The sequence below is a fragment of the Bradyrhizobium sp. Ken01 genome, assembly GCF_055807355.1.
Genome location: NZ_JBVVPC010000053.1, coordinates 17,455 through 31,445, shown reverse-complemented (window position 1 = coordinate 31,445; position 13,991 = coordinate 17,455). Strand labels below are relative to the sequence as shown.

Here is a 13,991-nt window from a genome sequence, read left to right as displayed (position 1 = left end):
CTGTCCACTTTGTTATCCTGTAAGCCGGCGAGAGCGGCACAATTCAAACCTTTGGTTGTTCAAGCCGAGGTGGCGTTGTCGGTGAAGGCCGCGCCACGTGTTTAACAGTGCTCACTTCTCTGCTTTACGACCGCGGGAACTCCGACTGCAATACTGTTACTAGGAATGTCGATGAGTACTACGGCGTTAGCACCGATACTGACATCATCGCCAATGACCACCTTGCCCAAGATTTTTGCTCCAGCTCCTATGTTGACCCGCGATCCTACGGTGGGAGCGTCGAGTGGCGCGGATAGTCTTCTGTTTCCCAAAGTTACGCCTTGACGAATAACTACATCATCCCCAATGATAACGTCATTGTGTATTATGATTTCTCCGAAATGCTCAATTGTAAATCGACGTCCAATTTTCACGTTGATTCCGATTGAAATTCCAAAAGCAAGTTCGGCAAATTTGGCTGCGAGCTTATGCACGGCGCCCCATGGCTTTCGAATAAGTGGGTTCTTGAACCTCGTGCGGGCAGATCCAAGGCGATAAATTAGGAGCGCCCAAAATCCCCACGCGAACGGATCTTTCCGGTGCTGAATGAAATCTTCGACGATGATATTCATGTCTTAAATCTGATTAGAGCTGAATGGAGTCGATGAGACCGAATCCCGTAATCTTCTGGCGACCTCTGCGAAGCTTTTCTGCTAGTCGCAACGAGTTTCTCTGGAACATCAGATTTTTTGGGACGCTGTGCCGCTCGTAGCGAACCATCCCTATTGTTGAGTTACCGTGGCGCTCAAAAGCAGGGAACGGAAAGACCGCCAGGTTTGGAATTCCGTGGGCCCAAGTTCTGTCCATTTCATCATCAATGGGCCGCCTTACTCTTTTGCAAATTGACAGGAAGCGCTCAGCCCCCTCCCTCGTCAGCATGTAGGCCTGCATGCCATGCGCAAAGCCTCGACAGTCGATCAATGATCGGCGATAAAACTTATCGCTCAGAAGGCGATAGGGCGTGATATTCTTGTTAAAGAGTTTTAGGTAATGGATGCTCCGGCTCCGCAAGTTTTCAGAGCATAGCTCCTTTACAAATTCCCAATCCATTACCACGTCATCTTCAAGAACCAAGACTTGATCAACTCCCTCTCGCAACATTTTCGACCATGTCGCGTAGTGGCTTGAGTAGCAAGCCAATTCTCTTGGGTAGAGAGCTCGCCCTTTGGCGATGATGGCATCCCTCTCTGCATAGTGGAGCTCCGGGCTCATGACAGTGTGAGCATCAAAGAACTCCCAAGGCGGAGCATCAGCTGTAGCGCAGTAACGCGCAAACGTCTCCCGCCGGTCAACAGACGTCTTCAGGCTAATGACATAGATTGCAGTTCGCAAAGAATGCTCCATTCACCTACACGCGGCGAAAGACGTTACGCCATTATGGCATATTTTCATCGATGCTAGCACTGCTCGACAGATAGGCAATCGCCACAGCTCCGAATTTTCCATTGTCTGCGCTTAGCTCATTTTATTGATCCTAATTGAGGTAGCATCTATGCTTCTGACATCTGCACAGTTGTGATGACGTCGCTTTTTTAAAAAGGGCTGACGATGGCAATGCAGGTTGAACAGCCAGGTCATTTGGTCGGGGTAGGGTCTCGCCGTCGTAAATTCTGGCACCTCGTTGCCGACGGCGTAGCTTATCGAGTTGGCCGTATGATACTCACCCGCGCCGCCAACGGTGGGATCTTTACAAGTCCGATGGTGGTGCCAGTCCGAGATCTGATTGGGCAACGCATAATTGCCACCGGAAGTTTTGAGCTGACGCAATTTGACGCTGTCGATCAGCTTCTTGCTGATCCACTTTCGCTTATCGGATTTGCGCGCGATTTTAAAGGCGTGTTCATCGATGTTGGCGCCAACATCGGTCTCTATGCGACGAGATATGCGCCCTACTTTGCCACGACACTAGCCATCGAGGCTAATCCCGCCACGTTCTTTGCCCTGAAGGCGAACGTCGAGATGGCGCGTAGCCCGCGTGTCGCGAGCATATGCATGGCGGCTTCCAACGGCAGGGGAACGGCTAAGCTTAATGTCGCGGAGTCCGGCATGCTGGGCTGGTCGAGATTGGGGCACGACGCTGTATGGCCGACATACAGTTGATATACAAACCGATACCCTCGAGAATATCGTCCTGGAGACGGGCGAGCAGCACCGTGTGGCGCTGATCAAGATAGATGTGGAGGGCCATGAGCTCGAGGTCCTTCAAGGCGCCGCTCTCATCATCGCCCGAGACGGCCCGGTTCTCCTATTTGAAGCGCTGTCAGGCGAAGCCGGGCGATCCTCCATGAATCTTTTGCAAGACGCGGGTTACGATCATTTTTTTACATTCGCGCGACAGATTTCAATCAAAAATCTCCTTACCGGGTTTCCGGTTGTCGCACAGCGCATCGATCCGAAGAATCCGTCGATCAATGCTATGATTTGCGCGCTGCGCAAGGGAACTGTCTAGCGGCGAAAACCGATTCGTTCCGTGACCGCCTTCCAGAGCTGCGTTCGCACGGCCGCATTCTTTAAAAATAGCCCGGAGGCGGCTAGCCACTCTCCTTGCAGTCGGGCATGCCGAAACCTGGCGACAGGCGCAATATAATCCAAGTAGGCGATCCGTTCGCCGATTGCCTCGCGCTCCGACGTTGTTAGTTGGCTCTCATGATCGTTCAAGAAACACCGGAGCGCTTGGGCGATTTCTAAGTCACGGGGCGCGGAGTTCGTACTTCGCGAGAGCTTGCGGCTGAAAGTTCCAACTTGCAATGTATAGACGTAGAGAGGCGTGTCCAGGCACTGTATCCGAGCGCCCTTGGCCAAAAGGTTCAGAAGGTAGAGGAGATCCTCACCGGTGCGAAGCGCTTCATCGTAACGGATGTGATGCTTCTGAACAAATTCACGACGTACGATGGGCTTGAGATAACCGAGACTGAAGCTGCCCGCATATGTCGGAGCTACAGCCGCTGCAATGTCGAGCCACGGCGGCAACTGCCGGTACAACGGTTCAGTCGTCGTTCGAAGATGATCATCGAAGCCAACAAGGTTGTCGCAAATCGCATCCGCCGATTCTGCATAGGCCTTGACCAGGAGAGTTCTAAGACGGTCAGGCTGCCAGGCGTCATCAGCATCGAGGACCGCAATCCACTGGCCGGTGCTCGCTGACAAACCCGCATTGCGAGCCGCTGCCGGCCCCTGGTTTTCCGCGCAGGAGACCAGCACGATCTTTTCGCCCAGATCACCTTGGCGCGCGCGAACGTGAGCAACCGTGGCGTCCGATGACGCATCGTCCACAACGACAAGCTTCCAATCGACGTAGCTCTGAGCAACGACACTATCGATTGCGCGGTCAATCGTCCGCGCAGAATTCCATGTCGGCATAATGACTGACACGGTCCCAAGACCGTCGGATCTCTGGTTCATCTAGGTCAATGTTTTAGGAACAGGCGCTCTTTCCGGCCGTCTGAAAAAACGCATTGGCGATCCATTAAATACAACATATGCAACTTGTCTGACGAAAAGCTTTGGCGACAGCTTGGGATGAAAAGCACTCAGCAAACAGGTGAACGCCTTGGAGCGTTGCCCGGTATTTACGTAGCGGGTCACCATATCCATCAAAATGAAACCTTTTCTGGCTTCGCTGGACCAATCACCGGAGACCTGATTGAACCAGTTTAACGACGCAGTCACCCGGGACTGGTCGTATGAAATACGATCTGCCCTGGGATTGTCGTCAAAGAAAGACAGCGGTTCTGCGAGCTGAATTATGTCCAATTCCTGTCGCTGGGCTTCCAGAAACAGCATCGTATCGTTATGAACGTTATAGCCTGCGCTTTGCTCCAGGAGAGAGACCAGAACACTTTTCTCTGCCAGCACGGTGCTGGACTGCAGCATCCCCCGCTTGACGTAGAGAAAATCTTCGATCCTTTCGCCGGGCGATAAGGGGCGCCAGGGAGCGATCCGTCGCAGGCTACCGTTTGCGACCATCACGCGACTGGAAACAAACGTCCTTGCATTGCGTTTTGCGAGTTCAATCTGTTTTTCGAGCTTATCCTTGCGCCACCAATCGTCGCTATCAAGCAGCGCGACATACCGTCCACGAGCGGCCTGAGAGCCGATCAAGCGCGAACGCTGCGCTCCCGCAGCGACCGCATTCCGAACCACCCTCAGGCTTGAGGCGTACCCGGCAAGCCCGAGATCGACCGTAGATCCATCATCGACAACGACAATCTCGAGATCCTCGATGGTCTGATCAAGAACCGACTGGATTGCTCGCCGAAGAAGTTTTGGACGGTCGCGGCACGGAATGACGACTGTTACTAAGGGCTCCATTTCAGATTATTCTTTATTGTAAGTGGCCATCATTGACAGGAACGAGGCCTCCGCATGACGAGGCACTTAAGGGAGCATCAAAGGTTGCCCTTCTGAGCAGGCTGGTCTCGCCCTCACTTAATAGAAGCTCCGTGACCTCGCTCCAGTCCAGCTGTTTCTGGGGGCTGAAGCCGCGGCCCCGCAGCGCACATTCGATCGCAGACTTGATCGACGCAGCATCTTTGGCGGTATACCCAGACCGACCAAGTCCAATGCCAGCGACAACCTTTGGACACACAGCGGGGACACCTAAGTAATTATACTGCATCAGCTTCATCGAAGTGTGCGTCAAATAGTCGTCGACACCATCTCCATAGGGCGCGACGGCGAACGAGCTATGTTTCAGATACGGCAGCGTCGTCTCGAAAGGCATCTCCGGATAGAATTGGACGTTGCGAGGAGCGGGACCGTCATGGCCGCTCCCAATCACATGGAACCGAATATCCGGAAACAACCGGCCCGCGATTTCAAAAAACTCGGGATCAAACAGCATCGACCCGACGGAAACCGCATTCAGGCTATGCGGTTCAAACGGCGACGGACCGATACTCGCAAAACGGGCCTTGTCGATGCCGTGCGGGATGTAACGACAGGGGATCTCTGCAGGGATGCCGCGGACCAACAACGGCGATGGCACCCGCGCATAGTCGATCAAGTGCGCGTGTCTGACCAACGCACTTTTGATTGCGTCCGCCTGACCGATTGCATCCAGCGAGTCGGACGCAAGATACACAATCTTGATCTTGGGATTGAGCCGCCTCAACAAAGGGGCAAAAACGATAGCTATTCCGCTTTCAAGAAATGCCGTATCGGCTTGCTCCACCATTTGGCGCACGTCGCCCGGCAAATATTTTGAATAGACCGCGAAGGTCGCTGCTTCAACCAGCGCCAACGACTTGGGTAAGCGAAACGGATGGACCGGGGTGCGCCACAAATAGCAGTCGATCCCATCAACGACCTCCTTCTTGTTAGCGACCTCCCAGAGGCTGTGACGCGGATCGACTTTCAGTCGGCTCAAATAACTAAAGCGAAGCGATACAAAGCCGACCGGACCCTTCTTGCTTAGCTCGTCTGCAATGAAATGCAGATCAACCTTCCGCCGCGATCGATAATCCTGATAGCCGGAAATGATCACAAAAGACGGTCGCCGCTGAGCTTCACGGTCCGCCGCCGAGCCGTTAGACGCCATGGCAGTACTTCCCTCAAGCGCCCCAACTAGCACATCCGCAGCGACCGCAATAGACCGCAAAGTCGATTGCAAACGTTCGGCAGCCACCGCCTACGCGCGATCGCGCGGTATCGAGAGTCACGCAACATCGAGACCGCGAATCAAGTTGTCTCACAGAAATCCACAGAAACTTTAGTAGTCGGGCTCCGCTCAGCAGATTGTTTGTTGCAATCTTTGGCGAGTGCAACCAGCACGCTCCCTGCAACAAAGACCTGCCGCTTTGAACAGCAAGCTCAATACACCCGCACAAGTCTAGTTTTACCTGGCAGAGGCTCTGGCCATTCGCCGCGGTCATTTCTAGTCTTCAAACCCGTATCGCTCGAAGTACTGATCTCTGTATTGCGATCCGGCGCTACGAGAATAGTTGCGCATCACCTCGAGGTTCGCTTTGTTGAGCACAACACCCAATAGCCGGTCATAGACGACTGGCGCGGACGACAGGGATCGTTTCACCGCTTCCACGGCCGTTCGGCCCCATTCGACCACAAACAAATAAGTGTCGACGATCTGGTGGGTCGAGCGGACATCAACCACGGGATTGAGCGGCGGCAGATCGACCACCACATAATCGTACATATCTCGCAGATCATCCACGAGCTTCTTCATGCTCTGAGAAGACAAGATCTCGTTTGTATGCGACAGGCGCGCCTTAGCCACCATGGGGACAAATGTCATCGACGTCGCGGGATCCGTCCAAACCACATCGCGAAGGCTAGCCTTCCCCGAAAGAACTTCGAGCAAGCCCGCCTCGGCGTTGGGGGCCAGCGAACGTGTCAAGGACGGGTTGCGCAGATCGCAATCCAACAAAATCGCATGACCTCCCGCATGGGCAACCAATCGCCCAAGATTTGCAGCCACCGTCGACTTGCCCTCATTCGGATTTGAAGAGGTGATGCCAATGACCTTACAGGGCCTGGCGACCGACATCAGGTCGATGCCGACCTTGATGGTCCGGAACGCTTCGGCAAAGCGGGAGAAAGGATTTCCGACAACAGTAAATAACACACCGTTCTCACGGATCTCCCGCGATCGGCTCGCCGACGTCGGTTGCTCCACCGCTGACGACTGTCCATCACCCTTAATCCAGGGGACAATCGCCAGACAGCTGGTTCTGAGTTCGGTTTCAACCTGCTCGCCTGTCCGAAAACCACCTTCCGAAAAATCGATGAGGAGCGCGACCCCGAACGCCAGCAGCAATCCACTGGCTGTGGCCAAACTCATAACCAGGGGAGAATTTGGCTGGCTCTTGGCCCCCCGTTTCGCGCTGCTGATCACCCGCGCTTCCGTATACGGAAACGACTGCTGCTGAAGCGACTCCATGTAGCGCTGCACGAAATTATCGTGGATCGCCCGATAGGTCTGGGCTTTGCTATCGAGATCCTTGAGCGCGATCTGTGACTGGTTCGTGCCCTGATTTTGCGCAACCGCTTCGGCAAGACTTTGCTGAACACTCTGCTCACGAGCCAGCGCAATCTGGTAATCGCTCCGGTAGGTCTCTTCGATCCGCCTCAATTCATCCATGATCGATCTGCGGATCTCAAACATTTGAGTACGCAAATTGACCACGATAAGATGGTCGCGCCCGAGCCTCGTCGTGAAAATTGCCTCTTTGTTTGCGAGGTCAAGGTACTCGCTTCGAAGCTTATTGATGACTTCGTTGCGCAACGCGTCTGCCACAGTCGGATCTGGAGCCCGCAACACACTGTCAATGTTGGAGACATCGCTTTTGGTAATCTCGCTAATCCGATTGAGGCGGGCCCGCGCTTCGGCCGTGGCCGACCGCGTCATCACGATTTGGCTGTTCAGCTCGGCCAGCTGCTGTTCGCCGATGAGGCGCCCACCAGTATCAACGATATTGTTTGACTTCTTGAACTCCAGCACGGCTTGTTCGGCCGTGGACGCTTGCTGCCGAAGCTCCTGGATTCGTTCTTGCAACCAGGTGCCGGCACGCCGCGTGGCCGCATACTTAGCCTCAAGCTGATCTAGGATGTAAGCGTCGGCTGTCGCATTTGCCACCTGAGCGGCGCGCTCTGGATTGCGCGACAGAAATCCGATGTCAATCACGAAGGTACCACCGACCCGCTTGGCCGATAGACCGGCCTGAAACACGCCTTGCGCGATTTGCTGAAGATCCCTCTCTGAAGGGGCGGCTCGGTTTGTAAAATATCCGAAGATCGATCCAAGTATGCTCGGTTTCGGTCCGACGAACTCAGGATCGTTCGACAAGTGAAGTTCTTTGACAACCATCGCTGCGATGGCCTCGGACTTCAACACCTCGATTTGGCTATCGACAGCAACCGAGTCGACCGTATTGTCGCCGACAACCGCCTGCTGTTGAAACAGCTGGGTCTTCCTGGTGTCGATTAGAATCGAGGCGCGCGCTAAAAACTTCGGCGTCGCCACGCTGAGATAGACCGCTCCGCCGGCGACACTCAGGCCAATGATCAGGAGTATAATCCCCAGACGCCGCCGCGCCAGGCTGATCAGGGCGCTCAGCAGGTCACTTGGTGACATCGCCGCCGAGTGTGGCTCTGCCAATTTAGCCAAAGGCTCAGGGTTACGAACTTGCAGCATGGGGGCCCATCAGTGTTATCCAAAACCTCGCTGTCAGACCTGACAACCTTACTTACACGCGCGACGTCCCCAACCCGCCGCCCCTGCCGAAATCGCTCACGACGGGATATCACGTAACGCGATCAACCTGCATCGGCGTAACGTAATCATACGCTTCCCAAAAGATTTTGCGATGCAAAAGAACACGCCATCCCCGTCGATTTTGCGCACCCCCCGCCACGAACTGTGGAGGCACTACCCTCCAACTAAGCCATTCTTGTTTCTCAAAAATCCGTCAGAAATGAGTCCGTACGTTGCGGTGCACACACCCCTACGGATAACGCTTGGCGGAACCTCATTACCGCTGTCACATCCACAACTTGTACGCAACCGCCATTAGAACTGTTCGTTAATGTCGTAGCGGAACATCTGTGTCGCAGGGAGGACACCAAGTACTGTTTCTTTGCGTGAATTGCCGGGAACATCGACATCGGTGCAATCTGTCGAGCCATGGTAGCAAAGCTTGACCTTTATGCGTTCCCCGCAGCTATTCTTGATCTCGACGGAATGGACAGATATCCGCGGATTGGAAGCCGTGGCGCGAGACACACCGTTTGATTCCAAACAAGGCTTGCCGGCAAAGTTGCGATGCTTGGGTGCTAGCCGGTCGCTGTCGGTAACCCCTTGCGCCATCGCCTCGGGACAGAGGAAGAATAGCACAACTGCGCATGTTGCTTTGGTCAAGCCCATTCGGATGCCTTTTCTTGTGCCGTCAGTCTTGGACGTGCTCTACATCAGTCGCGGACATGTTGTGGTCCGCGCTAGGCGGTCACTCCCCTCATTTCGGAAGCAGCCTCCAAGCCGAGCCGCGGCAAGAGTTCCGCCGCCTTATCCCGCAAAAAGAAATAGCCATAGAAGAACCACATGAGTGCGGCCACTTTGATCGAGAAGAATGAAAAGCTCACCATCAAATTGAGCGGCACGAATGTCATGATCCCGTGAACGTAGAGCCGCGTAGCGGTTCGAGTTCCGCTTGGTACCAGGCACAGGACCAACCAGATAACCGCCACACCGATCAGCGATTGCGACAGCAGAAAGTAGCTGATGCCGCTATCGGCGGCGGCATCTGTCAACTGGGAATCGAGACCGAGTAGGCCCCACCCATCGATTTGCGACAATGTTCTGATGCTGCCTGCCACGCGACCCGCAAAATTGTCTTGCGTCGGATCGGGATCCAGCGACCAGACCAAGATCATAGCTACGAGCACGATCAAGGGCAGGTACGCAAAGGTCCACCGACTCGAGAGTCGGCGAAAGATCGGCGCGCCCGCCACCACAACGATAATCGATGCTGCTGCCAGCCGCCCGTCACATGCAACGATCAGTAGAAATGTCGAGATCGCAAGATAGGTCCTCACCCGCCAGCTGAGCTCGTCCCAATCCGCAACCAGATAGATCGTGATAATGACGCAATAATTGCCGAGCGACACCGGCTCCAGAAATAGCGATGACACCCGATGCAGATCCACAAAGCCAAAGAAGCGCTCGCCAGGCCTCGTGGCGCTGACGAAAAGGTCGGAATCCTTGTTCCAAAAAGACCCCGATGAGAAGTCGCGCGTATTCACGTAGTATTTTAAAATCTGGAAAATGTCTGAATAGAGGGAAGGACGTACGGCCTCGACGACCGCAATGAAGAAGACAACGCTGTGCAGGGTCAGAACGGGCCTGAGTAGATTGGGCCGCTGGTAGGTCATCCCCAGCATGATGAACACGGGAATCACCAGCACATCGCGCGTGAATTTCGGATTGAAAAAACTGTTCCCGAGCGACAATAGCAAGCCGTTTAGAACAATGAACCACGCCAGAACAAACCAGGGCAGCATTCGGCGGTCAGCGTTGAATGCGATGGTGATGAATGCGGCGCTATAGATGGCCAGTTCAGCCAGTACGACATGGCCACGCTCAAGGGTGATTCCGTGCCCGTTAACGATCGATAGAAGAGCGTTAAAGCTCACCGCCATGATGAGAACGCACTCGGTGATCACATAGTTCATCAGTTATCGCCCACGCCAACAAGCAAGTGCGAACCCGGCCAATAGCGAAGCCCATGGTCATTCTCTCGATCAGTCGCTCTCATGACCATCACACCCGCGCTCCGGACCACCACTGGCCGAGCACCCGAATTAGGAAGATTGGATTGCCGAGTACATAACGGCGCCAAAGGCGGCCGGGCTCGCGAAACAAGCGGTAGCACCATTCGAAACGCGCCGAACGCACCCATTCGGGGGCACGCGCCGCCTCTCCCGCCAGGAAATCGAACAAGGCACCGACGCCAAAACCGAGGCGGCATCCGGTCGCACTCAAATTTTCAGCAAGCCACATCTCCTGCTTGGGATTGCCCATGGCAACCAGCACAATGTCAGCCTGCGATGCTACGATCTTCGCCACGATTGCGGGCGTATCGCCCGCTCGCGAAAAGCCATTCTGACAGCCGGCGATCTCGTGCCGCCCACACATTGCAATCAAGCGGTTCGCGGCACGCTCGGCGACACCGGACGAGCTGCCAAGAAAAAAGATTCGATAGTTGTTCTTTGTGTTCTTGAAGTAATACGGCGTGAAGTCAGTCCCGTTCAGATTTTGCGGGAACGGTGCGCCGAACAGAATCCGGCTTGCTGCGTCCACCCCGATGCCATCGTTCATCACAAGACATTGCTTTAGAACGTCACGAACGGATTCCTGCTGGGCGGCGACATTGAGCGCGTGGGCGTTGGCAAAGGCAATCGTCGTAGGTTTGCCCTTGGTATAAGCCGCATCGATTTCATCCACGGCTTGAGCGCGGGTTCCGACAAAGACCGGCACGTCGAGAATGGTTCGATAACGTTGGCCCAATACGTCTTCATAGAGCCCCTGATAGTGACCGACCACGTGCTCCCAGCTGAAGCGGGCGGCAGCCGCAATCGATTGCGCCCGGATCGTCGCATAATCCTGAGCTACGTCTGGCCAACGCGCCAGCAAAGCACTAGCCGCTGCCTCGGCCTGATCGAAGTTCACGATGAGGCCGATGCCAGCGCCCGTCACCAGCCGTTCGAACGGCGCAATGTCGCTCAAGACTGGGAAGAGGCCTGCCGACATCCCCTCAATCGCAACCAGTCCAAATCCCTCATAGTCAGACGAACTTACGATGACGGAACAGTCGCCCATCAAGCGGCCAATTTCGGTATCCTCGGGCGCTGTGACGATGGTCAAGGCCTCCTCAACGCCAGCAACGCGCGCCTTCGCTTCAAGCTCGTCGACGTTGATATCCCAGGGCTGTCCTGCGACCGTCAGCCTCCATTGCGGGTCTAGCTTGCGTAGGGCTGACAAGAAATCAATCGCCCGATCAAGCCGTTTATTGGTTGAAAAGCGGCCAAGCCAGATCATGGACTTGGTTGGCAGGGTTGCCGAGGCATCGGCGAATTTTTGAACGTTGACGCCGTTCTCGATGCAGACAAGGCCACGGGGCCGGATCCCTTGAAATTGTCGCTGGTCGGCCTGACTGACCGCAACAACGCCATCATACCAGGCGATTGAGCCTCGCGTTACGATCGCGAAATAGATCCGCTTCAACCGAGCCGCGAATTCGGTATGAAAGAAACCGCCATGGGTTGAAACCACAAGCTTTTTGCGGTGAAACCAGCGCGTCCAGGCCAAAAAATCAAAAAAGAAGTCGATGGCGTGCACGTGAACAATGTCGGCATCGCCGAGGTACCTTAATACCGACGGCGCAATCGGGTAACGGGAGGAGCCAGAATAGGGGATTCTGACGATCTCGATCCCCTGCACCACCTCGCGCGGCGCGAGCCTGCCCCGCTCCTGGGCCTTGAACAGGCGATCAAGGGTGATGACCCTGACGGAATGGCCTTCGGCAACCTGCAAGGTTGCAAGCTCATAGACGACGCTCTCAAAGCCGCCTAGAGCGGGGTAAAACTGTCGAACAATGTGGACAATACGCATAGCCTGACAGCCGCCCATCCTGAACGTGTCTCAGACGCGCCATCCAGACTTCCTCTGGAGGGCGCGTCACACTCCAAGAAAGGAAAACTAGTAGGCGTTTCTACGACGGACCAATTCCGCAACTGTTCGGAACACAATCAGGAGGTCCAGCGCAAAGCTCCAGTTGCTGATATACCAAAGATCGTAGTCCAACCGCTTTTTCATCAGCTCGACCTGGGCTGTTCCCCCGCGGTAGCCGTGAATTTGAGCCCACCCCGTAATCCCTGGCTTTACATGATGGCGGAACGCGTAGTCCGACAATAGACCACCATAATAGCTGTCGTGTGCGACCGCGTGCGGCCTCGGGCCCACCAACGACATATTTCCGAGGAGAACGTTAATGAGCTGCGGCAGTTCGTCGATGCTTGAGGCCCGCAGCACGGCGCCGAATTTACTGACACGGGGATCTTTTAGCAGGGCCTGCCTAACCTCATGCCCGTCCTCCATCACCGACATGGTGCGAAACTTGAAGATCGTGAACTGCTTCGCGTTGAAGCCGGTGCGTTTTTGCCGGAACAGAATCGGCCCTGGAGAATCGAGCAGAATCCCGAAGGCGGTCAGGATCATCAGGGGCGAGAGGATGATGAGCCCGAAACTTGCGCCAACAATGTCGAACGCTCGCTTGGCAGCTTGTTCGAACCCGGAGAGCGGAGCGCGCTGGACCTCAATCGCGAACGATCGCCGCACCGAAAAGGCCGGATTGGAGATGAATTGGCGAATCCGCTGATCGGGCAAAAGCTGGACAGGGAGTGGAGAATTGCGCAGCCTTTCGCGGATCAGATCGATGCTCCGTCCGTCAGACCATGAAACCGCGAGCACGACCTGTTCCGCCGCGCAATTGCGTGCTATTTCGATCGCTTGATCCAACCCTGCCAGCACGTTCTTGCTTGGCGCCAGGGACCAGTTTCCACCACTGGGAAGTTCAACCCGACCGACTTCGGTAAATCCAAATCTGCGTAAAAGATCCAAGTGACCAATCGCCGGAAGCTCATCACGCAATCCAATGACGACGACCCGACGGCCCTGAACACGACCGCGGCGAACGGCCGAAGCGAGCGCCAGCTTCATCAGATCTCGGGACGCAAACAGCAAAGGCAGTGCCACCACCGCGAAGCAGAGAATGGAACCACGCGAAAACTCGATGCCGATCCGAAACAAAAACGCCAAGAACGCGAGCAGGAGGCTGGTCAAAAACCAGTGCCAAACGATTTCTCTGGTGTTTCGTCGCAACGAAAACAGCGCATCCACTTGATAGATGCCGGACGAACGTCCGATCAGCACATACAGCGTCGCCGCTGTCAGCCCTGCCGCGACATGAAAGTTCAGATTGAACGGAACACCCGACAAAAATAGTTGGTAACCGCCCGCGCCCACGAGGCTTGCGACAATAATCCCAGCGGCGTCGGCTGCTGCGAACACGGCACCAACCGCGGCACAGGGTACCTGAAGGTTCTGACGCGCCTGGGGTCGATCATCGTTGGCACCACGAAGATCAGATGCTTGTGGGTTAGCAGTCTCGGCGGCGCCCGCCTTGTTCAACGGCCGCTCTAAATCCTGCTCGTGATCATAGCCATTTCGGCCTGCAAGAAGCGTCAATATAGCCTCCTTCGACCAAGGTCACACGCGCTACGCTGACGTTCCTCAAGCGGAAGTTTCATTCAGCCAACCCTTTGTTGATTTCGATCGTCGAGCAACGTTCAGGGGTTGAAACGACTTTTAACTATTTCTTATAAGCAATTCTTAGTCTTATGGTATGTGCAACGCAACCTTAAAAATTGTGCGTAGCAAA

General features: G+C 55.1%; 12 protein-coding genes. 2 read left to right on the top strand and 10 right to left on the bottom strand.

Annotated features, from left to right (window positions below; translation table 11 throughout):
* Positions 1-101: 101 nt before the first annotated feature.
* A complete protein-coding gene (locus AC0L3S_RS33520) occupies positions 102-611 on the bottom strand; it encodes a serine O-acetyltransferase (RefSeq protein WP_473283999.1) in 510 nt (169 codons plus the stop codon).
* A gap of 13 nt (positions 612-624) precedes the next feature.
* Positions 625-1,383 (bottom strand): glycosyltransferase family 25 protein, encoded by a 759-nt coding sequence (locus AC0L3S_RS33515; protein ID WP_473283997.1) that lies wholly within the window; start codon positions 1,381-1,383, stop codon positions 625-627.
* A gap of 204 nt (positions 1,384-1,587) precedes the next feature.
* Here AC0L3S_RS33515 and AC0L3S_RS33510 point away from each other — a divergent pair, with 204 nt between their 5' ends.
* Together AC0L3S_RS33510 and AC0L3S_RS33505 are read left to right on the top strand one after the other, a co-directional pair.
* Positions 1,588-2,139 carry an FkbM family methyltransferase gene (locus AC0L3S_RS33510; RefSeq protein ID WP_473283995.1) on the top strand — a complete coding sequence of 184 codons (552 nt, stop codon included), beginning with the start codon at positions 1,588-1,590 and terminating at the stop codon, positions 2,137-2,139.
* Entirely contained in the window at positions 2,069-2,488 is a 420-nt protein-coding gene (locus tag AC0L3S_RS33505; protein ID WP_473283993.1) for an FkbM family methyltransferase, read from the top strand. The genes AC0L3S_RS33510 and AC0L3S_RS33505 overlap by 71 nt, the downstream gene beginning before the upstream one ends.
* Here AC0L3S_RS33505 and AC0L3S_RS33500 read toward each other — a convergent pair.
* The 8 genes from AC0L3S_RS33500 to AC0L3S_RS33465 all read right to left on the bottom strand — a co-directional run bounded on the left by AC0L3S_RS33500 (position 2,485) and on the right by AC0L3S_RS33465 (position 13,798).
* Positions 2,485-3,441 carry a glycosyltransferase family 2 protein gene (locus tag AC0L3S_RS33500; protein ID WP_473283991.1) on the bottom strand — a complete coding sequence of 319 codons (957 nt, stop codon included), beginning with the start codon at positions 3,439-3,441 and terminating at the stop codon, positions 2,485-2,487. The two genes, AC0L3S_RS33505 and AC0L3S_RS33500, sit on opposite strands and share 4 nt — an antisense overlap.
* On the bottom strand, positions 3,442-4,350 hold the full coding sequence (locus AC0L3S_RS33495; protein WP_473283989.1) for a glycosyltransferase family 2 protein: 909 nt from the start codon (positions 4,348-4,350) through the stop codon (positions 3,442-3,444).
* 13 nt (positions 4,351-4,363) lie between these two features.
* The gene (locus AC0L3S_RS33490) at positions 4,364-5,578 is read right to left on the bottom strand and encodes a GumK N-terminal domain-containing glycosyltransferase (RefSeq protein WP_473283987.1); all 1,215 of its coding nucleotides are present in this window, start codon (positions 5,576-5,578) and stop codon (positions 4,364-4,366) included.
* Between the two features lie 336 nt (positions 5,579-5,914).
* Positions 5,915-8,191: a polysaccharide biosynthesis tyrosine autokinase gene (locus tag AC0L3S_RS33485; RefSeq protein ID WP_473283985.1), complete on the bottom strand. Its 2,277-nt coding sequence runs from the start codon at positions 8,189-8,191 to the stop codon at positions 5,915-5,917.
* A gap of 375 nt (positions 8,192-8,566) precedes the next feature.
* Entirely contained in the window at positions 8,567-8,920 is a 354-nt protein-coding gene (locus AC0L3S_RS33480) for a hypothetical protein (protein WP_473283983.1), read from the bottom strand.
* 71 nt (positions 8,921-8,991) lie between these two features.
* The gene (locus tag AC0L3S_RS33475; RefSeq protein WP_473283981.1) at positions 8,992-10,224 is read right to left on the bottom strand and encodes a hypothetical protein; all 1,233 of its coding nucleotides are present in this window, start codon (positions 10,222-10,224) and stop codon (positions 8,992-8,994) included.
* Positions 10,225-10,312: 88 nt separating this feature from the next.
* The gene (locus tag AC0L3S_RS33470) at positions 10,313-12,163 is read right to left on the bottom strand and encodes a WecB/TagA/CpsF family glycosyltransferase (RefSeq protein WP_473283979.1); all 1,851 of its coding nucleotides are present in this window, start codon (positions 12,161-12,163) and stop codon (positions 10,313-10,315) included.
* Between the two features lie 87 nt (positions 12,164-12,250).
* Positions 12,251-13,798, bottom strand: coding sequence for an undecaprenyl-phosphate glucose phosphotransferase (locus tag AC0L3S_RS33465; RefSeq protein WP_473283977.1), 1,548 nt, complete (start codon positions 13,796-13,798; stop codon positions 12,251-12,253).
* Positions 13,799-13,991 lie beyond the last annotated feature (193 nt).